General features: G+C 42.5%; 22 protein-coding genes and 1 tRNA gene. 8 read left to right on the forward strand and 15 right to left on the reverse strand.

Annotated elements, in window-relative coordinates:
• Window positions 1-10: 10 nt before the first annotated feature.
• The 3 genes from GS399_RS09510 to GS399_RS09520 form a co-directional block, all read right to left on the reverse strand.
• Window positions 11-1,186, reverse strand: coding sequence for a prolipoprotein diacylglyceryl transferase (locus tag GS399_RS09510; protein ID WP_160844392.1), 1,176 nt, complete (start codon window positions 1,184-1,186; stop codon window positions 11-13).
• Between the two features lie 83 nt (window positions 1,187-1,269).
• Window positions 1,270-2,589 (reverse strand): tRNA (N(6)-L-threonylcarbamoyladenosine(37)-C(2))-methylthiotransferase MtaB, encoded by a 1,320-nt coding sequence (mtaB, locus tag GS399_RS09515; RefSeq protein ID WP_160844393.1) that lies wholly within the window; start codon window positions 2,587-2,589, stop codon window positions 1,270-1,272.
• A 70-nt stretch (window positions 2,590-2,659) separates the two neighbouring features.
• Window positions 2,660-3,229: a UbiX family flavin prenyltransferase gene (locus GS399_RS09520; RefSeq protein ID WP_160844394.1), complete on the reverse strand. Its 570-nt coding sequence runs from the start codon at window positions 3,227-3,229 to the stop codon at window positions 2,660-2,662.
• 317 nt (window positions 3,230-3,546) lie between these two features.
• Here GS399_RS09520 and GS399_RS09525 point away from each other — a divergent pair, with 317 nt between their 5' ends.
• The 4 genes from GS399_RS09525 to rnhA all read left to right on the forward strand — a co-directional run bounded on the left by GS399_RS09525 (window position 3,547) and on the right by rnhA (window position 5,903).
• Window positions 3,547-3,798: a hypothetical protein gene (locus GS399_RS09525; protein ID WP_160844395.1), complete on the forward strand. Its 252-nt coding sequence runs from the start codon at window positions 3,547-3,549 to the stop codon at window positions 3,796-3,798.
• A gap of 133 nt (window positions 3,799-3,931) precedes the next feature.
• Window positions 3,932-4,005 (forward strand) — tRNA-His (locus tag GS399_RS09530).
• A 97-nt stretch (window positions 4,006-4,102) separates the two neighbouring features.
• On the forward strand, window positions 4,103-5,377 hold the full coding sequence (locus GS399_RS09535; protein ID WP_160844396.1) for a glycoside hydrolase family 2 TIM barrel-domain containing protein: 1,275 nt from the start codon (window positions 4,103-4,105) through the stop codon (window positions 5,375-5,377).
• Between the two features lie 49 nt (window positions 5,378-5,426).
• Window positions 5,427-5,903, forward strand: coding sequence for a ribonuclease HI (gene rnhA, locus GS399_RS09540; protein WP_160844397.1), 477 nt, complete (start codon window positions 5,427-5,429; stop codon window positions 5,901-5,903).
• Between the two features lie 17 nt (window positions 5,904-5,920).
• Here rnhA and fbp read toward each other — a convergent pair whose 3' ends face one another.
• Genes fbp through GS399_RS09555 form a run of 3 tightly spaced genes read right to left on the reverse strand, consistent with a single transcriptional unit; the run spans window position 5,921 to window position 8,148 of the window.
• Window positions 5,921-6,937 (reverse strand): class 1 fructose-bisphosphatase, encoded by a 1,017-nt coding sequence (gene fbp, locus GS399_RS09545; RefSeq protein ID WP_160844398.1) that lies wholly within the window; start codon window positions 6,935-6,937, stop codon window positions 5,921-5,923.
• A 7-nt stretch (window positions 6,938-6,944) separates the two neighbouring features.
• Entirely contained in the window at window positions 6,945-7,439 is a 495-nt protein-coding gene (locus GS399_RS09550; protein WP_160844399.1) for a metallophosphoesterase family protein, read from the reverse strand.
• Window positions 7,440-7,446: 7 nt separating this feature from the next.
• A complete protein-coding gene (locus tag GS399_RS09555) occupies window positions 7,447-8,148 on the reverse strand; it encodes a tRNA1(Val) (adenine(37)-N6)-methyltransferase (RefSeq protein WP_369410113.1) in 702 nt (233 codons plus the stop codon).
• Between the two features lie 80 nt (window positions 8,149-8,228).
• Between GS399_RS09555 and GS399_RS20980 the strand changes: the two genes are divergently transcribed.
• Complete coding sequence (locus GS399_RS20980) at window positions 8,229-8,351, forward strand: hypothetical protein (protein WP_255491625.1); 123 nt, start codon at window positions 8,229-8,231, stop codon at window positions 8,349-8,351.
• Between the two features lie 41 nt (window positions 8,352-8,392).
• Here GS399_RS20980 and purL read toward each other — a convergent pair whose 3' ends face one another.
• The 6 genes from purL to GS399_RS09585 form a co-directional block, all read right to left on the reverse strand.
• Entirely contained in the window at window positions 8,393-10,615 is a 2,223-nt protein-coding gene (purL, locus tag GS399_RS09560; protein WP_160844401.1) for a phosphoribosylformylglycinamidine synthase subunit PurL, read from the reverse strand.
• A gap of 453 nt (window positions 10,616-11,068) precedes the next feature.
• Complete coding sequence (locus GS399_RS09565) at window positions 11,069-11,971, reverse strand: histone deacetylase family protein (RefSeq protein ID WP_160844402.1); 903 nt, start codon at window positions 11,969-11,971, stop codon at window positions 11,069-11,071.
• Window position 11,972: 1 nt separating this feature from the next.
• Window positions 11,973-12,794, reverse strand: coding sequence for a TspO-related membrane protein (locus GS399_RS09570; protein WP_160844403.1), 822 nt, complete (start codon window positions 12,792-12,794; stop codon window positions 11,973-11,975).
• Between the two features lie 52 nt (window positions 12,795-12,846).
• Window positions 12,847-13,278 carry a nuclear transport factor 2 family protein gene (locus tag GS399_RS09575; protein WP_237487922.1) on the reverse strand — a complete coding sequence of 144 codons (432 nt, stop codon included), beginning with the start codon at window positions 13,276-13,278 and terminating at the stop codon, window positions 12,847-12,849.
• A 7-nt stretch (window positions 13,279-13,285) separates the two neighbouring features.
• Window positions 13,286-14,095, reverse strand: coding sequence for a phosphatase PAP2 family protein (locus tag GS399_RS09580; protein ID WP_160844404.1), 810 nt, complete (start codon window positions 14,093-14,095; stop codon window positions 13,286-13,288).
• A gap of 46 nt (window positions 14,096-14,141) precedes the next feature.
• Window positions 14,142-14,552, reverse strand: a complete 411-nt coding sequence (locus GS399_RS09585; protein ID WP_160844405.1) for a hypothetical protein — start codon at window positions 14,550-14,552, stop codon at window positions 14,142-14,144.
• Window positions 14,553-14,658: 106 nt separating this feature from the next.
• Here GS399_RS09585 and GS399_RS09590 point away from each other — a divergent pair, with 106 nt between their 5' ends.
• From GS399_RS09590 to GS399_RS09600, 3 genes are all read left to right on the forward strand, one after another.
• A complete protein-coding gene (locus tag GS399_RS09590) occupies window positions 14,659-15,177 on the forward strand; it encodes a hypothetical protein (RefSeq protein ID WP_160844406.1) in 519 nt (172 codons plus the stop codon).
• Between the two features lie 19 nt (window positions 15,178-15,196).
• A complete protein-coding gene (locus GS399_RS09595) occupies window positions 15,197-15,424 on the forward strand; it encodes a hypothetical protein (protein ID WP_160844407.1) in 228 nt (75 codons plus the stop codon).
• A gap of 68 nt (window positions 15,425-15,492) precedes the next feature.
• On the forward strand, window positions 15,493-15,663 hold the full coding sequence (locus GS399_RS09600) for a hypothetical protein (protein ID WP_160844408.1): 171 nt from the start codon (window positions 15,493-15,495) through the stop codon (window positions 15,661-15,663).
• Here GS399_RS09600 and GS399_RS09605 read toward each other — a convergent pair.
• From GS399_RS09605 to mutS, 3 genes are all read right to left on the reverse strand, one after another.
• Window positions 15,660-16,232 carry a C40 family peptidase gene (locus GS399_RS09605; RefSeq protein WP_202409421.1) on the reverse strand — a complete coding sequence of 191 codons (573 nt, stop codon included), beginning with the start codon at window positions 16,230-16,232 and terminating at the stop codon, window positions 15,660-15,662. The genes GS399_RS09600 and GS399_RS09605 overlap by 4 nt on opposite strands.
• Window positions 16,233-16,315: 83 nt before the next feature.
• The gene (locus tag GS399_RS09610; RefSeq protein ID WP_160844409.1) at window positions 16,316-17,359 is read right to left on the reverse strand and encodes an NHL repeat-containing protein; all 1,044 of its coding nucleotides are present in this window, start codon (window positions 17,357-17,359) and stop codon (window positions 16,316-16,318) included.
• Window positions 17,360-17,571: 212 nt separating this feature from the next.
• Window positions 17,572-20,181, reverse strand: coding sequence for a DNA mismatch repair protein MutS (mutS, locus tag GS399_RS09615; RefSeq protein ID WP_160844410.1), 2,610 nt, complete (start codon window positions 20,179-20,181; stop codon window positions 17,572-17,574).
• Between the last annotated feature and the right edge of the window lie 48 nt (window positions 20,182-20,229).

Consider the following 20,229-nt stretch of genomic DNA (forward strand, 5'->3'; position numbering starts at 1 on the left):
TTTATTGGAATTAGAAATCAGTTGTCAATTGCGTCTTCTCATTTCTATAACGTCTGGATGTCCAAATCATTCCTGCTATCCCTAAAATTATCATAATAAACGAGATGAGTTCGGCTTGTGTAAAAGCGTAACCGAAAACATGATATAATGAGTTCACCCGGATGTGTTCAATAAAAAACCGCTCAAGTCCATTTAACACGAGGTATAGCGAAAACATAAATCCGGTTGCTTTAATATTTTTACGTATACTCCAAAGTATTACGAAAAGAATAAGGCATATGATAACCTCGTAAAACGAAGTGGGATAAACAGCCATTGGAAGCTCACTGCAATAACGCCCGGTACATCCGGCAATTGGAACACCTTCGTTGATCACATTGTGAGGAAACTTAAAAGACCACATCCAGTCAGGCAGAAAGTTCAATAACGAAGGCTTAGGATTTGAATTGACAATTCCCCAGTCGCCATCACCAGAAAGATGACAGCCGATACGGCCTACGGCATAGGCAAGCATCATTCCCGGCGCACCCACATCTAACATTACCAAGGGCCTAATTCCACGTTGGTAAACAATATAAAGCACCGCGGCACCTCCGCAAATCAATCCTCCGTAAAATGTTAAACCGCTGAATGATAATAAATCGGCCACGGGATCTTTAAGGAAGTTATCAAAGTATTCCAGACTGTTGAAAATCTTCGCACCGAGGAAGCCCCAAACAGCAGCCCATACAACAACCGAACTCATCAACTGGTACGGATGTACCGTTTCCTGCACTTCCTTAGGTTGTGGTAATTGAGCCTTCTTTTTTTCAGAGTACGCCCAGTAAGCAAATACTGCTGCAACAACCAGTCCGCCAATAAAATTTCCTTTTAATGATAACAAAGAACCTTGTGGATCATTAACAAATTCGGAATAGTTAAAAATACCGTATACCAGCTTATAACCGATGATAAAGCCAAATATTCCGTTCAATACGAGCTCCAGCGGATGGGGAGCTTCTCCTACTTTGACAGTTCTTTTGAAAGGATGAATAAGGCCGTCCGCTTCCTTCCGTTTAAGTTCCTGGGTAAACGCCCAGTAACCAGCAATAAACGCCATAGCTACAAAAAAGCCGAAGGTTTGTACAGGAAGAGGGATTTGAATGCCAAATAAATAATTCAGAAGATAAGATATAGTCGGGAACATAAATGAATGTTACGGATGATACATTTTTAAGGCACAAGTATAAGGATTACTTGTGGAAGGTTGTATTTCGCTTAAAAAAATGCTTAATGGACAAACACTTCTGACTCTTCTTCTATGTCAACTTCCCCATCAGCGGCAATAGAAATAAGGCGAACTCTTTTTAATTCATTTACAAGTAATGGATCATATAGCGCTTTAACTTTGACATAATTAGCCGTAAAACCGTGCATGATTCCATCTTTGTTATCGCCTTCAAACAGTACTGTCGCAGATGTATTCAGCTGACTTTCGTAAAAGGCACGTCTTTTCTTTTCAGAAAGTATATGCAGCATTTTGCTTCTGTCAGCACGCAACGAGCCCGGAACAGTGTTCTCCATTGTTGCGGCCAACGTATTTTCTCTCTCCGAGTAAGTAAAAACGTGCAGATAAGAGATATTCAACTCATTTAAAAAGTTATAAGTATCAATAAAATCTTCGCGGGATTCGCCAGGGAAGCCCACAATTACGTCGACACCAATACACGCATCTGGCATTAAGGATTTGATTTTAGCAACCCTGTCGCTGTAAAGTTCGCGACGGTAACGCCGGCGCATAAGCGACAAGATTTTATTTGAGCCAGACTGTAACGGAATATGAAAGTGCGGCACAAAACGATTCGACGTCGCTACAAATTCGATAATTTCATCCGTTAACAGATTCGGTTCTATCGATGATATTCTAATCCGGTCGATCCCTTCAACATTATCCAGTTCCTTAACCAGTTCAAAAAAACGATTTCCGCGTTTGCCATCTATTATACCGAAATCGCCGATATTTACACCAGTTAATACAATCTCCTTTACTCCGGAAGCAGCAATTTCATTTGCCTGTTTAACAATATTTTCAATCGTGTCACTTCGGCTTGAACCGCGCGCCAGTGGGATCGTACAAAACGTACAGGAGTAATCGCACCCATCCTGAACTTTTAGAAAGGTTCGTGTTCTGTCACCAATTGAAAACGAGGAATTGAACTGATTAGCAAATTCTATCGGTTGATTGTAGACTACAGCTTTGGGCTTTTTAGTCAGATCTGTAATATGATCTATTATTTGAAATTTTTCTGCAGCGCCAAGCACCATATCCACCCCGGGAATTTCAGAAATCTCCTTTGGCTTCAACTGCGCGTAACAACCAACAATGGTTATATAGGCATTTGGCGACTGTTTTAACGCCTCCTTAACCACCTTCCGGCATTTTTTGTCGGCATTATCAGTAACCGAGCAAGTATTGATAACAAACACGTCAGGTGCAGCAGTAAAATCAACAGTTTCAAAACCTGCGTTCTGAAATTGCCTGCCAATTGCAGATGTTTCCGAATAATTTAACTTACAGCCTAATGTATAAAATGCTACTTTTTTGCCCATAACTTTCAGGCTGCAAAGATAAGGATTAATTTTTTTTGAGGATTAGCTAATTATCAGTGCTTTGACATGTTTAATCCTCACCCCAGCGGTAGGACTCGTTCTCAAAACCGCAAAGATCAATAATACGGCTAACAACGGTTTCTGCGACATCTTCAATACTTTCCGGCAAACTATAAAATGATGGGTTTGCCGGGCAAATAATTCCACCTGCCTCAGTTATAATTTTCATATTGTTGATATGAATCAAACTAAACGGAGTATCTCGTACAACCAGTACCAGCTTGCGGCGTTCCTTTAAAATTACATCTGCAGCGCGTGTGGTCAGATCGTTAGATACACCGGTAGCGATTCGACCCAATGTACCCATGGAACACGGACATACAATCATCGTGTCATACTTCGCTGAACCGGACGCGAAGGGTGCAAAAAAATCATCCTTTGAATACGTTTTAAACTGGTAATTCAGATAATCTGTATTTAGAAGCTCATATTCCCAAACCTGTTTTGCGTTGTCGGACATTATCAGACCGACGTCTTCAATCTGATCGTGAAGCTTAGTGAGCTTGTCTAATAAAACTTTCGCGTATACGGCCCCGCTTGCTCCGGTAACGGCCAGGACGACCTTTTTTTTACGTGTCATATCGAACAAATATAACCTGAAATAAGAGCAATAAAAAAGGGTCGAATACTAGTACTCGACCCTACATCTACCTATGAAAAACATGCCCTTTGGGAGGGCATTACAAATATACACAATAAATTGAATTGCAAATTTTTTTTTTAAGAAATGAGTTTAAACGCACATTTTCTCAATAACTTGAAAATCAAGTGACTAAAAAAACATCAGTGAAGTTATGACGATTATTGATTGAATCACTGCTCTGTTGTCTCAGATTTTTCTTCGCAAACCTTAAAAAATTTCGAAACATTTTCCAGCTTCATACGTAGGTTTTAATTATGATCATCTCTCCGGAAATATTGAAAAGATTTAAAATTGAGCCGGAATTCCTGAAAAACGGAAAGGTCAAGTACCGGCTTTTCAATCATTATGTGATGGAAATATTGGAAAAGAACGGCCGTTATCTTTACGAAGTTTTTTGGGAGAACTGGGGCAGAAAAATTTCGTTTAGCTCTGGTGAATTAAAGAATGAAGATGATTTCATCTACTTTATCGAGTATTCGGAAGAGTGTGTAAGCTCTTTTGAATAAGTAAACAGTTATTCCACCGGCTGTTCATTTATTTGCCAAATTGACTATCAGCAATTTGCGGGCAATTTTAAAAAAACAACCTTTAAAACTTGATAATAGAATAAAGATTGATATTTTTGCAATCTCATAAACGGTAGGTATAGCTCAGTTGGTTAGAGCACTAGATTGTGGTTCTAGGGGTCGTGGGTTCGAGCCCCATTACTTACCCGAAATATAAGCAGCTTAACGGCTGCTTTTTTTGTTTCCAGTATTTCCGTTGTTGGAAAATTGAACATCTTTACCAAGTAATCAGTCAGCTCATCAAATGAAATCGTTGATTCTTTTTTCTGCCGCGACTATATTGTCAGGATTTTGCGGAATAGCAAATGCCCAACCCGTTAAAACTAAAGTTGTAAAGTCAACAACTGGTTATACGCTAACGCGAAACGGAAAACCATATTTCATAAAGGGTGCAGGCGGCAAAAAGTACATTGATCGCTTAGCAAAGTACGGAGGTAATTCAGTCAGGACCTGGGATACCAGAGACGCTGATACTATTTTAGACAATGCTCAAAAGCTTGGCCTCACAGTAACTTTGGGGTTAAACGTTGCGCGTGAACGTCATGGTTTCAACTACAACGATACCGCCGCGGTACACAAACAACTCGAAACATTGCGTCAGCAAGTAATTAAATATCGGAATCATCCGGCGCTTCTGGCATGGGGAATTGGAAATGAGCTGAACCTTGACTATAAAAACCCAAAGGTTTGGGACGCAGTAAATGATATTTCAAAAATGATCCACCAGGAAGACCCGAATCATTTAAGCACGACGATGCTTGCTGGTGTCAATCCAGGTGTTATGAGTGAGCTATTGCCACGATGCCGCGACCTTGATCTTTTGTCTGTCCAGGTATATGGCGGACTCGCCAGTGTTCCGCAACAAATTCGCCAGGCTGGTTATAATGGGCCTTATATGGTAACTGAATGGGGACCAACCGGTCACTGGGAAGGCCCACAAACACCATGGAAGGCGTCTGTTGAGGAGACGAGCAGCCAAAAAGCCGCCGTTTATAAAAGCCGCTACGAAGCTTCTATTAAGGTTGACAAAAACTGTGTCGGGTCGTATGTTTTTCTTTGGGGACAGAAACAGGAACGTACACCAACGTGGTACGGTTTATTTACCGAATCCGGCGAGGAAACGGAAGTAATTGATGTTATGCAATATTTATGGACAGGGAAATGGCCTGCTAATCGCGCACCGCATATTGACTCGTTAACACTGGACGGGAAGCAAGTACTTGACTTTATCACATTGCAGCCAGGCAAAACGTATGCTGCCAGGTTATTTGGAAAAGACCCCGACCATGATAAACTAACGGCACGCTGGGAGTTGCTTCCGGAAAGCACTGATCTGAAAACCGGCGGCGACCGCGAATCAAGACCACAGCCAATATCCGGATTAGTAAACAGCGCTAATGATAAAGGTGCTACAGTAAAAGCGCCTGATAAAGAGGGCGCTTATCGCCTGTTTGTTTATCTAAGTGACGGAAACAACAAGGTTGGAACGGCCAACATCCCGTTTCTTGTTAAAGAGTAGTGCATTTAGCGGCTTTTAACTGAAATAATTTTAAGATGTTTGCAGACAAATGGCGATTGAAATTTTTACAGACGGAGCTTCAAGCGGAAATCCGGGACCAGGTGGTTATGGGACCATTTTAAGGTCTGGCCAGCATTATAAGGAGATTTCCGGCGGATTCCGGAAGACTACGAATAACCGGATGGAACTGCTCGCCGTTATCGTCGGATTAGAAGCCATAAAAAAACCTAAACAAGATATCGTTATCTATTCCGACTCAAAGTATGTTGTAGATGCCGTTGAAAAGAAATGGGTATTCGGCTGGCTGAACAAAGGGTTTGAAGGCAAAAAAAATAAGGATCTCTGGATCCGCTTCCTTGCATCTTACAAACTGCATAATATCAGATTTCAATGGATTAAAGGCCATGCCGGCCACCCTGAGAATGAGCGTTGCGACAGGCTCGCCGTAGCCGCGTACCTGCAGAAAGATAAGCTACTCATTGACTCTGTTTTCGAAGAGGAATGTAAAAGGCAATCGCTGCTTTAAACTTTCATTTCTTGACGCTATTCGCCCAATTCCGGAAACTCGTTTAACAATTGCTCCACTTTTGATACCATGTTTTCTGAGCCAATATAAATGGATGATCGCTGGTGGAGTTCATTTACTTCCAGTTCGAGAATACGTTGCTGACCGGTCGTTGCTCTTCCCCCGGCCTGCTCAACGATAAATGCCATAGGATTACACTCGTAAACCAGTCGAAGTTTTCCTTTAGGAGCATTTACGGATGCGGGGTACATAAAAATCCCTCCTTTTATCATACTGCGGTGTAGATCAGCGATCATTGAGCCAACATACCGGGCGGTATAAGGCCGGCCGGTAGCTTCATCCTCTTCCTGGCAAAACTTAATGTATTTTTTCAGCCCTTCCGGAAACTGCCTATAATTACCTTCGTTAACAGAGTAAATATATCCGTCCTTCGGCATCGTCATATCGGGATTTGAGAGGCAAAATTCGCCGATGGAGGGATCGAGCGTAAAGCCATTCACTCCTTTGCCCGTTGTGTAAACCAGCATAGTCGATGTTCCATAAATGACATAACCTGCTGCAACCTGATTAATACCTTTTTGATAGATATCTTCGAGCGTGCACCTGCCATCAATAGACCTCCGGCGGTAAATAGAAAAAACTGTGCCTACACTTACATTAACCTCAATATTCGACGAGCCGTCAAGCGGATCGATAGCTACAATATATTTTGCATCGCTTGACACCGGTGAGTCTATATGATTTACTTCCTCGTTTTCTTCCGAAACAACCATGCAGCATTCGCCTCCGCTTGTCAGCGCGGCTATAAACTGTTCATTGGCGTAAACGTCTAATTTTTTTTGCGATTCACCCTGTATATTGGTGGTTCCTACTTCACCTAAAATATCGATTAGCCCGGCCTTATTAATTTCGCGGTTTACAATTTTTGCTGCAATTCCTATGTCGCGAAGCAATCGTGACAACTCTCCTTTCGCATAGGGAAAATCAGCTTGTTTTTCAATAATAAATTGACCGAGTGTTTTTACAGGATGCATGCTTTCTTTATTTAGGACCCAATTCAATAATCTCCAGATCGAGGATTCTATCTTCAATAATATTAAACCTGAGCAAAGTCCGCAACCTGTGCCAACCTTGTTTGCCGGCAGCGCCCGGATTCATATGCAGACAGGATATTTTCTTATCGTAAATAACCTTTAAAATATGAGAATGCCCGGTTATAAACAGTTTTGGCGGATTACGATAAATTTCAGCGCGAATCTTAGGACTGTACTTATCAGGATAACCTCCAATATGGGTCATCCAGACGTCGACGCTCTCACACATAAACCGTAAATTCTCCGGATAAGTCAACCGGATATCCTTGCCATCAATATTTCCAAAAACACCTTTTAAGGGTTTAAAATTCGCTAATCTGTCGGCTAGTTCAATTGAACCGAAATCACCGGCATGCCAGATCTCGTCGCGATCATCGAAATACTTAAAAACCAAGTCGTCCAGGTAGTTATGTGTATCGGAAATTAGCCCAATTTTAACCATGACAATATTAAAAATTTATGAAGAAGTCTTTTAGAGCCTCGCGATATTGTGCTGAATATTGTCCGGGGCCTGAGTAAATAACGAATTGCGTTTCATGCACTTGTCGCTTTTGCTTGCTTAAAGAGATAATGTGCCTGTGCTCCTGACTGCTTTCGAATGACTTCAGCCGTATCATTAAATGAAGGTGAAAGTCGAATTTTTCTGCAGCGATTAAAACTTTCTGAGCTGTATCAGGAGGAAGGATTAGCCATAACTCACCCGATTGTTTTAAAAAAGTCTTCGCCGCAAGAAGTAAATCATCAAAAAAAGACATGTCAGCGTGTTTTGCAATTTCCTTTTGCTTGTTTGGCGATTTCAATGCATCGATAAAAAAGGGCGGATTAGAAACAATCAAATCTACCGGTTCCTGTTCCGCCACAAAATAACTTTGAAAAGGCCCGCTATATGCTTCTACCCGCGATAAAAACGATGATTCTGAAAAGTTTTTCTTCGCAGTTTTCACGGCTTTCTCATCAAGCTCTATCCCGGTAAGCGCGGCATTTTCAAAGCGCTGCGCAAGCATAAGAGCGATGACGCCGGTACCGGTTCCTATATCAATTATTCTTTTGGGAGTTTCTGATACTAACAAGGCAGCCAGCAGTACGCCATCTGTATTAATTTTCATAGCGCAATCGGTTTGATCGACGCTGAACTGTTTAAATCTAAACATAATTCAAATTAGATAGAACCGACATTAAAGTAGATTGTTATTAATCCAAATCCTATTGTTAAACTTAAATTAATAACATCATGCCTAACAGTAAAAAAGATTCAAAAAGCAAAGCATCTCAGGAAATGAGATCGCCAAACACTTCAAAATCAGAAAAGTCAAAAGCAGCAAAAGAGCTGAATTCCGACAAAAAGAAAAAATAAGACTTCAAAAGAAAGGCCCCGATCGGGGCCTTCTTATTTCTCTAGTTTCCAAGAATGTTATGCAACACGCTGTCGAATACTTGTTTTGATTCTCCAACAGTAGAAAACAACTCGTTATCGACAATCAGGCTTCCGGATGTTACGGTACCCAGCAATGAAAACTCTATTTCTGAAGTTGCCATCGTTTCAACGAATTGATCTTGTTTCTCGGGTTTAACAGATACTACGATACGGCCCTGTGCTTCTCCGAAAAGAAATGCATCTTTACGAATATCCGAATCGCTTTCGATATCGAAGCCTAAGTTTTGCGGCATCGCCGATTCAAATAACGTTATATACAAGCCGCCGTCAGCTACGTCATGCGCCGATTCGATCAGTTTTTCGCCGATAAGTTGCTTAATTACCTGGTGGGTGGCATATTCTTTTTCCAAATCAAAATAAGGAGCCGGCGAAGCGGTAATTTTGTGGAAAGAAGCCAGGTATTGTGACGAGGAAATATCGTTTTTACTTTCACCAACAAGGAAAATCAGATCACCTTCTGATTTAAAATCAGAAGTCATTACGCTGTCCAGGTCATCAATTACGCCAAGCATACCGATAGTCGGCGTAGGAAAAACCGGGCCTTCGTCCGACGACTGGTTATAAAACGAAACGTTACCGCCGGTAACAGGTGTTTCAAACTTGGTACAAGCTTTAGACATTCCCTTGATCGCACTTACAAACTGCCAGTAAACTTCCGGAACATATGGATTCCCGAAATTTAAACAATTGGTGATCGCCACCGGTTCCGCCCCAGAGCAAGTTAGGTTCCGTGCAGCTTCAGCTACCGCAATAGCACAGCCAGTTTCAGGGTCGGCATTTACATACCTTGAGTTACAGTCAACAGTAAGGGCGATCGCTTTGTCAGTATCTTTAACAGCAACAATCGCCGCGTCACTTGGACGGTTGGTTGTGACTGTGGAGGTTCCGATCATTGAATCGTACTGGTCAGTTACCCAACGTTTTGATGCAATATTATGATGTGAAACCAGGTGTTCTGCAACTACTTTCAGGTCTTGCGGCTCCTCAACCCGGTCTATCGAAAATTTCTTGTATTCTTCGAAGTAAGCTGGTTCCTTATATTCCCGGTGATAAACCGGTGCTCCGCCACCTAAAACGAGGTCGTCCGCAGGTACGTCGGCAACCAATTCGCCGTTAACGAAATATTCCAGTCGTTTTGTATCCGTTACTTCCCCGATAATGGCACAGTTGAGATCCCATTTGTCGAAAACTGCTTCCACATCCTTTTCCCTGCCTTTTTCAACGACAATCAGCATACGTTCCTGCGATTCGGACAAAAGAATCTCAAAAGGCTTCATGTTTTGCTGTCTTGTCGGAACGCGATCAAGATAAATGCGCATTCCATGCTCGCCTTTAGCCGACATTTCTGAATTTGAACAAATGATACCGGCAGCGCCCATATCCTGCATACCTACCACAGCTCCGGTTTTGATCACCTCAAGCGTAGCTTCTAATAAAAGTTTCTCCTGGAACGGATCGCCAACCTGAACGGAAGGTAAATCGTTCACCGAATCTTCGGTAATATCTTTTGAAGCGAAAGCCGCTCCGTGAATTCCGTCTTTACCGGTAGAAGAGCCAACAATATAAACCGGGTTTCCAACTCCGTAGGAAGTTGCCGATACTGTTTCGCCAACTCTCACAATGCCGGCCGACATGGCATTTACCAATGGATTGATATTGTACGACTCGTCAAAAAACAACTCGCCACCCACCGTCGGAATACCGAACGCGTTGCCGTAGTCGCCAATTCCTTTTACCACGCCTTTGATTAGCCATTTGGTTTTTTCCAGGTTTATATCGCCAAAACGCAGCGAATTAAGTTGTGCGATCGGGCGTGCGCCCATGGTAAAAATATCGCGGTTGATCCCACCAACACCGGTAGCGGCACCCTGATAAGGCTCGAGAGCCGAAGGATGATTGTGCGATTCTATCTTGAATACACAGGCAATTCCGTCACCAAGGTCAACCATTCCTGCGTTTTCCTCACCTGCTTTTGCAAGCATTCGCGGGCCATCCTTTGGCAAAGTTTTTAGCCAAACTATTGAGTTTTTATAAGAGCAATGTTCGCTCCACATCACCGAAAAGATCGACAGTTCTGTAAAGTTGGGTACGCGACCTAAAATTTCCTTTATACGATCGAATTCTTCCGGCCTTAGGCCTAGTTCCTGAGCGGTTTCAACGGTTGTAAGCTGATTATTTTCCAATGTTATTTGGGTTTTGAAGAGACGGGGCAAAGGTAGGAAAATCGAAGTTAAATAACCAGTTTAAAAGGTTAATCAATCGTGATTTCACGAAGCGTGATACGATTTAGATAAAATGTGGGTTTTCGTTAATTCTATATTTTAAGCCCGATAATTATTGAACCAATGAAGAAGCACTTTACCGGATTATAAAAAACCTGGGATGACTTATTGAAAACGAACGCTCATCACTTTTTGCATTTGCAGCCCCGCCATTCAGTCCAAGTCCTCGCCACAGGCACACAAACCAACGCTTTGCTGCGGGCTTTACCTTGCTGTCGGGTTTACTACCGAACGGCTTGATTTTCATGGCGAAATGGAGCCTGTGCACTGAGTCGGCGCTGTATTGCAAGCACGTCCTTCCAACTAGCAGGAAAGTTTTTGCCAATTCTAACATTCACTTCCCTCGTAGGTTCCCTAAAAATAGATCTGATGTGCAACCCGGTAAGTGTTACAATGCGCCTCGACAATGTCGCGGATGTGAGCCGAATAACCGCCGCCCATGCTTACCTGCACCGGAATATTTCGTTGAAAACACTGCTCAAAAACCATGCGGTCGCGTTCTTTACAGCCCTGCCTGGTTAAAGCGAGCTTACCCAGTTTATCAGTCTCCAGAACATCGACCCCGGAAAGATAAAATACAAAGTCCGGATGGATCTGATCAAAAAGGCTTGAAAGATTTTCCTTTAGAATTGATAAATATTCATCATCACCGATGCCATCCTGCAAGCCAATGTCATAATCTGATTTTTCTTTATGAAAAGGGAAATTCTTTTCACCATGCATGGAAAATGTAAATACAGCGGGTTCATTCCTGAAAATCTGGGCTGTCCCATTCCCTTGATGAACATCCAGGTCAATAATAAGAACTGAAGAAGCTATTCTTTTTTTCAGGAGATATGCAGCTGCGATCGCCTGGTCATTTAACAGGCAAAAACCTTCACCCCAATTGGTACCTGCGTGATGCGTTCCACCAGCCACATTGAAAGATACACCGTTTTCTATTGCATGGAAACAACCCTGAACCGTTCCATTTGCAATCCTTGTTTCACGTTCGATGAGTCTGGCAGATAGTGGAAAACCTATTCGTCGCTCCTCTTTTGGCGTTACTGTAAGATTTTTTAAGCGATTCCAATAGTCCCTTTCATGAACCAGCAAAATTGTTTCCCCGCCAAGAGGCTCAGGACTAAATATATTTTCTTCGGTGATTAATCCTTCATGTAATAACTGCCCTGGAATCAGTTCATATTTAACCATAGGAAACCTGTGCCCGGGAGGTAAGTTATGCGCATAGATCGGATCGTAAGCTATTTTGAGCACGTCAGATTTGAGCAACTGGTTCGACATGAGAAGAACCCGATCTCGTATTTTTATAGAGTTGAATGATCGCCGCCAAAGCGATAAAAACGATTCCGCCCCAGCACGCAAGAATAACATCGTGATAAAGTTGGCCATTGACTTCATTACGTTTCAAAACGATCCCATAAAGAGCCCATATAACAACTAAGCCAAAAAACACGTTCCGCCTAACCAAAACAACAAATAGCGTTATGAGGCTTGCGATACCGATCATGATGATAGTCCAGTAAGAATCCGAAATACCCATTCCGCGCCATCCGATGCTTACCAGCCAAGTGCTGATATTCGCTATCGTTGCGATACATATCCACGCGAAATAAATACTTAAAGGCCATTGAGTGAAAATACGCGAGTTCGCTGAACGAGAAGGGTCATAAATACTAAGCCGGATATTGATTAGCAATAAAGTGATGAGTTGTATCAACATCAATATTACCGAAATAGCCAGCTTTTCGTATAACCAGGCGAAAACCCAGGCAGCGACAGCGAGGTTGTTGATAATAAACAGCCAATTGATTTGCAAAATCTCAGTTGTTGATTCTTTATTCGCATCGCTGCTGTACGCCTTTCTCAAATGATAAATACAAAAGCCGAGCAGACTTATATAAATCACTCCCCAGATAGAAAAAGTAATGCCGGTTGGGGCAAAAATGGTTCCGAACTTATCAGAAATACTTCCTATATCACGGCTCCTGAAAATCTTAAACGAACTGAGGTTCGAAACAGCGCATGCTACGATAAAAAAAACAATGTTTAACGCCGCTAAAGGTTTTCTTTTTTCCACAATTGGCTTTTAAAATAAACAAGCAAAATAGCTGATTGTTCAGCGAGTCGGGCTATATCTTATAGGCTTGACGGCCAAGCAGCTTCCATGCTGAGCCCTGTTTTTGCCATACAAGTAAAATTCCGAGCTTCACCGTTCCGGGCTTGCCGCTGTCGGCTGTTTGTGCCTGTAACTGGTGTCTCACTAAGGCAGTTTTGCCTGAGACCACCGTCGTAACATTGCTAAAATCAAGTGTAACAAAATCCGATTCTTTGGTAACCAAAGAGCTAATAAACTCCGACTTGGTTTGAATCTTACCGCTTGAGTGCCCGTAGCTTAACTGATTAGAGGTGACTTTTTCCAATACATCTTTATCAGCATTTAACATAGCATTGCGCAGTTGTTCGAGTGCTGCGGACAGCTGCTTTTCACTTTTGGTTTGTGATTTTACTGGTGAAATACTAATAAGCACAAAAAATGCGATTAAAAATGATTTGGCCATCATAGATAAATTAAAATGTGCAGGCGAGCGTAGCATATTTGTATTCTGGTGTTATTACAGGCGTTAAGGTAAGATTAGTTTTATTTGTTTTCTTATGTAGCTGCGGAACTAAAATTCCGGCGCCAGCTCCAAGTGCGTAACCGAGTAAATTATCAGTAAGGAAATGCATTCCGGCTTTCGACCGTAAATACGCCACTGATGCGGGAACAATTGCCGCAGCCGCCCAGACATAAGGTTTTGCTTTTGAGTCGGGATTAAAATCCTGGAAAACTTTTGCCGCAAAAAAAGTTGCCGCCGCTGTTGCTGCCGTATGGCCTGCATAAAATGACCGTCTCGCTCCTGCACTCGTTTTTTTATCCATAGGCGCATTGTCACTATAAACAAACGGACGATTACGGTTGATTAAGCCCGCCGAATTTGAATATAAAGCGCCGGTGATAGCCATAGTTTCTATATAAAGTGCGACTATCTGCCCCGCTTTACTTCCTTCATTTTTATTTAGCAGCAAGGCTACGGGCATAGCAAAAGATGCATAAAACGGGTAATAGCTAGCTTTATCTGCCGAAGTAGAATAATTTCCTGCTATAAATCTGTCGGTACCATTTACATCGCTTTTTGACACAGAATTCACTTGTTGCTCGGTTAATCCATCTTTGTTTTTTATAAAAGAAACACCTAAAACTGATAACCCAACTCCTGCGCCAATGATAGGGGCATCAACTTTCCAGCTTGTTTTATATGGAGATTCGGTTTGACTTTGTGCTTGCTTAAATGATGCTAGAAGAGTTAATCCTAAAAATATCCGGTGTAGTAATTTCATAGTTGTAGTAAATTTGGCTTGAGAACAGCGCTTTCAAAAGACTGTTTTAAGATTCTTGTGAATTAACTGATTCCTGCTCTTCAATTTTAATTTCTTCAACCTTAGTTTCTACGCGGTCTTTTTTGATATTGATGCGTAAAAACCCAAAAAGACTCATGTAGATATTGGCTATCCATACCAGTGAAAAGCCGGCCAAAACATATCCTTTCCAATTATCCAGCAACAAATGATAGTCGGTAAAAAACAAGGCTGCAACGGTAACATAATGACTAAAGCAGTATTCGCAGGTAAAAAGATAAAAGAACTTACGCTTCCAGACGGAGTTACAATCATTGCTTAACCTTTCACAAAACTCCCTTGGTTCACGAAAGACTTCCTCATGTGTCACTGTCCATGCAATGCAGGCGATCGGTACGGCTAACAGGAAAAGCCAGATTATTTGAGTCGATAAATCCATAAACGAGAAATATTACACAATACACGACACATTAAATTATTGTTTCACCGATAGTTAAAAACCTCTAAAACCCAAAACGTATATTTAATCAGATTGACAACGATACATGGAACAAGAGCCGTATGACAAGCGAAAAAACAATGAATTTGAGCCGGAAACAGAAAAACGAATCTGGTGGATAGTGCTCTCACTAAGCTGTGTTTACATTTATCAGTTCATTGTTAACGAAGGGCTTTTTCAATCGGTTCTGACATCACTGTTGCAGCATAAGCAGCATGTACTATATCATTTGATACGATATATTTTACCTGTTCCCGCATTGATTCTGCTTTTTAAGCGAAGAAGGTCCGGTTGGTTTCTGACCTACATTTATCTCATCGTAAACATAACTATCCAGCTTTTTTTACTGGGACGCGAATTTAGCTACCAGTATAATGTAACGAGTTTGGTAAGCCGGTTGCTGAGCCTGCTTATTGTTATCGGGATCGAGCTGACTAGTGTAGCTTTTATAATCCATCACTCAATGCTTTCCTTCTTCCGAATAAAAAACAAGTGGTGGTTTAATATCGCTGTAAGCGCCTGCATTGTTACTTCAATTAGCATTATCTATTCCTGGTATTTTTAACAGTGCGTATATTTGAGCGATGAAAGAACCATTCGACATAGAGATTAACGGCATCGATTACGCGGTTTTCCCTGAAGAAGGCGATGTATATACAATTTTTAAAGATGGTGAAGAATTCGTTAAAATCCTGAAAGACACCGAAAACCATTGGTTGAAATTAGATAATGAAACGGACCTTCCATTGTTTATTGAGGATGAAGAAGTTAACCGTATCGGTAGAGAAATCGAAAAAGAAACAGGCGAATAATTAGCCGCGTTTTTTTGGAAACGGAAAACCTTTTCAACAGGATTGCGTTTTCAGACAAAAAATCTAACATGATCTTCAAGAAAAACGACAAAGTTACCACCCCTTCCGGCTACGGCCTGGTTAATAAAGATCAGGAAGCCAATGAAGTTGAAGTTAAAATTACTCAAACCGGCGAGATCGAAACTTTTAATGAAGAAGATATCGATTACGACATCTCGCCAGAGCCGCTTCCTGATTAATCAGGAACCTGCACTGAAGACATCGCTTTGGGAGATCCCGCTCGTGAAAAATATTTATAATACCAGGGATCTTTCAAATCGCTGATGATAACTCCCTTCGAGGTCGATGCATGCACAAACTTATTATTCCGAAGATATACGCCAACGTGGCTATATTTTTGGCCACCGAAATCAAAAAATACAAGATCGCCTTCCTGTAAATCTTCCTCATATTTTCGCTTAACCGTCGCGGCCATTTGCTTAGCGATCCGCGGAAGCGAAGTGTCGTAAATTTCTCTTTCCAAAAGCGTGGTAAATCCTGAACAGTCAACGCCGTTTTTATCCATCCCGTTTGAACGATAAGGAACGCCCATCCACTCATCGATAAATTTATAAAGCTTCTCGTTTTTTATATCCCGTCCGGAAACGTTCAAAATCTCAGCATAACGCTCTTTAACACTACCCGAAAGTTTTTTTGTTCCACGAAGGTCGCTTGCATCTGTCAGCAGCTTTTTACTTTTGCAAGCCGTACCGAAAATCAGGAGAAACAAAAAAAGTATAAGGACAGCGCGATTTCTTGAACGTATCATAGTACAAGATCGCAAGGTACACTTTTGCGGCAACCTGATTTTACTCACAGCTGTGGAAAAGGCTATTTCCAGAAATTGACGTCTTATTTCCTTACTACTCTTCTGATCGCGTTGTTTTCGTAATCCGCTATATACATAACATCACCTTTTATAGAAATTCCATACGGATAATGAAATTGCGCATATTTTAAAAGTCCGTCGGTATATCCATTGCCATGCGGGCCAAGCATTCTTTGTTCACCGCCGGTTGTTTGAACAAAGCCTATCGTATTATTAGTATTGGTTACGAAAATATTTGTTTCCGGAGTTGGATTGAAGTAGTTGTCCTTTTTCGCAAGTGCAAAATCCAGGATTTGGACATCGTCCAGCGCTTTAAATACCGTGCTCACTCTGCCGTATTGATTGATGCGGCGAATATAACGTCCAGGTTCGAATGCCCCTGAGTTCGGTCCAAAAGATCTGCCATCAACAAAATAAATAAAACCATCGCCACCGTATTTAATACTTGTGGGATTGGTAAGCCTGACTGCGGCACCAATTCCATCCATTGTTCCCGGATATCCGTTACCCGCAATCACAGTTGAAGTTCCATCAGGTGTTACTTTAATGATCCGATGGTGATAGGAATCGGTAATGTAAGCCGTACCGTCATCAAGAACTGCCATGTCGGTGGGCTGATACAATTCCTGGGATGTTTGGATGGCAGGCAGTATTCGGCCGTCAGACGAAAATCTTGCTATACCTCTTGTGGCGTCTTTACACATAACGAAAACATCGCCATTCTTCCCCACTTTGATTCCGAAAGGATGGCCTGCCACTTTCGCAAACAGGCTGACGGTCGAGCCTTTAACCCGGTAAACTTCATTACTTTTGCTCGCGGTGGCGTACAGTGTTCCATCTTCTCCTGTGGCGACCCTGCTGATACCTTTATCTGAAACAAATTTGACAACCGTACTTACTACAAAAGAGTCTGACACGACAGAAGTTTTGTCGGTGTTTTTTGTTACCGCTAAAGTTGAACTATCCGCGGCAGACGAAAGAACATCGTCTTTCTTACAATTTGAAAAAGAAGCAACGAAAATAGCGGCGCTAGCTACAGCTATTACTCTGAATATCTCACGTTTCATTAGAATATAATTTGGTATTTGTAAAGCTAGGGATATAGCTTTTCTATATATAGAGGCCGGTCAAATTGTGAAAATTTTGAGAATTTTTCCTAACGTTCTTAAATACACTGAGATAAAAAAAGTGGCCGTTTCCCGTGCAAGAATATATGAATAAGCGAAATATATGGAGACGTCAGTATTCACATTGCAGCTCGTATGCCTGGCAATATTGATCAGCCCTTTAACACCCTTTGTATCTCATCCAATTTCATCAGCGCTTCAACCGGCGTCAGCGTGTTTACATCAAGATTATTCAGCACATCGCGAATCTTAACCAGGACAGGATCGTCGATTGAAAACATTTGAAGCTGGTATGCCTGCTGCTGGACTTTTTTAATACTGTCCTTGATATGCTCGCCGCCGGTCCTCTCCTGTTCCAGGCGTTTCAAAATTTCATTCGCGCGACCGATAAGTTTCTGCGGCATACCGGCCATCTTGGCTACATGAATACCGAAACTATGCTCGCTTCCGCCGGGCACCAGCTTGCGCAGGAAAATTACTTTATTGGCTACTTCGCGCACCGAAACATTGAAATTTTTGATCCTGGGAAATGAGTTCGATAATTCATTCAGCTCATGGTAGTGCGTCGCGAATAAGGTTTTGGCTCTTGCCGTTTGGTGATTGTGTAAATATTCGGCAATTGACCAGGCAATCGAAATACCATCATAGGTGGAAGTGCCACGGCCGATTTCATCCAACAAGATTAAACTTCGGTCGGACAAATTATTTAAGATACTGGCCGTTTCGTTCATCTCCACCATAAACGTCGATTCACCGGAAGATAAATTATCGGAAGCTCCTACCCTCGTGAAAATTTTATCGACAAGGCCGATTTTCGCCTCCTTCACCGGTACAAAGCAGCCCATCTGCGCCATCAGCACAATTAAACCGGTTTGACGTAATAACGCCGATTTACCGGCCATATTCGGACCGGTGATGATAATAATCTGCTGACTTTCGCCGTCCAGGTATACATCGTTCGTGATATATTCCTCACCGGTCGGCAAATGTTTCTCGATAACCGGGTGCCGGCCGCCCTTGATATCCAGGACATTTTCGTCGAGCAATTCCGGCTTTACGTAATAATTTTTAATCGCGACGGTAGCAAAACACAGCAGCACGTCAAGCTGAGCAACGAGCTGCGCATTTAGCTGTACCGGTTTAATATATTCCAGCAGATCCGCCAGCAAAGAAATATACAACCTCGTTTCCAGCGCATTGATTTTCTCTTCGGCCCCTAAAATCTGATCTTCATATTCCTTTAGCTCAGGCGTGATATAACGCTCGGCGTTCACCAGCGTTTGCTTCCGTATCCATTCTGCCGGCACTTTATCCTTATGAGAATGAGTCACCTCGAGGTAATAGCCAAATACATTATTAAAGGCAATTTTCAGCGAAGGGATGCCGGTCGCTTCTGCTTCGCGGCGCTGGATTTCCACCAGGTAGTCCTTGCCGCCGAAAGCGATCTTTCGCAGCCTGTCAAGCTCTTCATCAACGCCGGATGCGATTACATTTCCCTTGTTCAGCAAGGCAGGCGGCTCAGCATGCATTTCTTTCTCAATCCGGTCACGGATAAGTATGCAGGGATTCAGCTGCTCACCAATTACTTTTAAAGCATTATTATCCGATGCATCGCAAACTGTCTTTATAGCCTCGATCGAATGCAACGCGCGTTTCAACTGGCAAACTTCCCGCGGATTTGCTTTCTGTAAACCGATTTTTGAAATGAGCCGTTCAAGATCGCCGATCTGTTTCAACTCATTCGAAAGTTGCTCCCGTAATTCCTCGTGTTTTGTGAAATACTCCACCACGTCCAGCCTGGCCTGTACCGGTTTCTTTTCTTTCAGCGGCATTACGATCCAGCGGCGCAGCAAGCGTCCGCCCATCGGCGAGCAGGTATGATCCAGAACGTCGACCAGCGTCCGCGCGTTTTCATTTGCCGAGCCGATCAGTTCCAGGTTACGGATCGTAAAGCGGTCGAGCCACATGTAACGATCTTCTTCGATTCTTGAGATAGAGGAGATATGCTGCAGGTTGCGGTGCTCAGTTTCGTTGAGGTAATGAAGTGCTACGCCGGCTGCAGTTATCCCCGCTGTTAAACGTTCAATACCAAAGCCTTTCAGCGACTTTACCTCGAAATGTTTAAGCAGATTTTCAGAAGCATAGTCGCCGGAATAAGGCCATTCGTCCAGTGTATAAGTGTAATATTTATCGCCAAAAGCCTCAATAAAATCCCTGTGACGGCTCTTCTGAAAGATCAGCTCGCTCGGCCTGAAGCTCTGAAGCAATTTGTCGATATATTGCTGATTTCCTTGCGCAACCATGAACTCACCGGTTGAAATATCGATAAGCGCGATACCGATGATACTCTTATCAAAGAAAAGCGAAGCCAGGTAGTTGTTCGACTTTTGGTTCAGGATATTGTCATTATAGGCCACACCAGGTGTTACCAGTTCGGTCACCCCGCGCTTAACGATGGTTTTAACAGTCTTCGGATCCTCTAGCTGATCGCAAATAGCTACCCTTTGGCCAGCTCTTACCAGTTTCGGCAGATAAGTCTCCAGCGAATGGTGCGGAAACCCAGCCAGTTCAATATGCGTCGCAGCACCATTGGCCCGCCTTGTAAGTACGATTCCTAATATCCCAGATGCTTTGATGGCATCTTCCCCAAATGTCTCATAAAAATCTCCCACACGGAACAACAGCAAGGCGCCGGGATATTTCGCCTTGATGGTGTTATATTGCTGCATTAAAGGGGTTTCTTTCGTCGCGCTCTTTGCCAAGGTATTTGATTAAACGCGCTAAATTAAATTATTGGGATTGGTTTATCG

This window comes from Hufsiella arboris (assembly GCF_009834875.1).
Lineage (GTDB): Bacteria > Bacteroidota > Bacteroidia > Sphingobacteriales > Sphingobacteriaceae > Hufsiella_A > Hufsiella_A arboris.

Coding starts and splice junctions, on each gene's coding strand:
- GS399_RS09580 (WP_160844404.1), bottom strand. CDS start 14,095: ATGAAATTACTACACCGGATATTTTTAGGATTAACTCTTCTAGCATCA.
- GS399_RS09555 (WP_369410113.1), bottom strand. CDS start 8,148: ATGTTTAGATTTAAACAGTTCAGCGTCGATCAAACCGATTGCGCTATG.
- GS399_RS09520 (WP_160844394.1), bottom strand. CDS start 3,229: ATGACACGTAAAAAAAAGGTCGTCCTGGCCGTTACCGGAGCAAGCGGG.
- GS399_RS09595 (WP_160844407.1), top strand. CDS start 15,197: ATGAAAGAACCATTCGACATAGAGATTAACGGCATCGATTACGCGGTT.
- GS399_RS09525 (WP_160844395.1), top strand. CDS start 3,547: ATGATCATCTCTCCGGAAATATTGAAAAGATTTAAAATTGAGCCGGAA.
- GS399_RS09590 (WP_160844406.1), top strand. CDS start 14,659: ATGGAACAAGAGCCGTATGACAAGCGAAAAAACAATGAATTTGAGCCG.
- rnhA (WP_160844397.1), top strand. CDS start 5,427: ATGGCGATTGAAATTTTTACAGACGGAGCTTCAAGCGGAAATCCGGGA.
- GS399_RS09610 (WP_160844409.1), bottom strand. CDS start 17,359: ATGAAACGTGAGATATTCAGAGTAATAGCTGTAGCTAGCGCCGCTATT.
- GS399_RS09535 (WP_160844396.1), top strand. CDS start 4,103: ATGAAATCGTTGATTCTTTTTTCTGCCGCGACTATATTGTCAGGATTT.
- fbp (WP_160844398.1), bottom strand. CDS start 6,937: ATGCATCCTGTAAAAACACTCGGTCAATTTATTATTGAAAAACAAGCT.
- GS399_RS09585 (WP_160844405.1), bottom strand. CDS start 14,552: ATGGATTTATCGACTCAAATAATCTGGCTTTTCCTGTTAGCCGTACCG.
- mtaB (WP_160844393.1), bottom strand. CDS start 2,589: ATGGGCAAAAAAGTAGCATTTTATACATTAGGCTGTAAGTTAAATTAT.
- GS399_RS09510 (WP_160844392.1), bottom strand. CDS start 1,186: ATGTTCCCGACTATATCTTATCTTCTGAATTATTTATTTGGCATTCAA.
- GS399_RS09575 (WP_237487922.1), bottom strand. CDS start 13,278: ATGATGGCCAAATCATTTTTAATCGCATTTTTTGTGCTTATTAGTATT.
- GS399_RS09605 (WP_202409421.1), bottom strand. CDS start 16,232: ATGATACGTTCAAGAAATCGCGCTGTCCTTATACTTTTTTTGTTTCTC.
- GS399_RS09600 (WP_160844408.1), top strand. CDS start 15,493: ATGATCTTCAAGAAAAACGACAAAGTTACCACCCCTTCCGGCTACGGC.
- GS399_RS09550 (WP_160844399.1), bottom strand. CDS start 7,439: ATGGTTAAAATTGGGCTAATTTCCGATACACATAACTACCTGGACGAC.
- GS399_RS20980 (WP_255491625.1), top strand. CDS start 8,229: ATGCCTAACAGTAAAAAAGATTCAAAAAGCAAAGCATCTCAGGAAATG.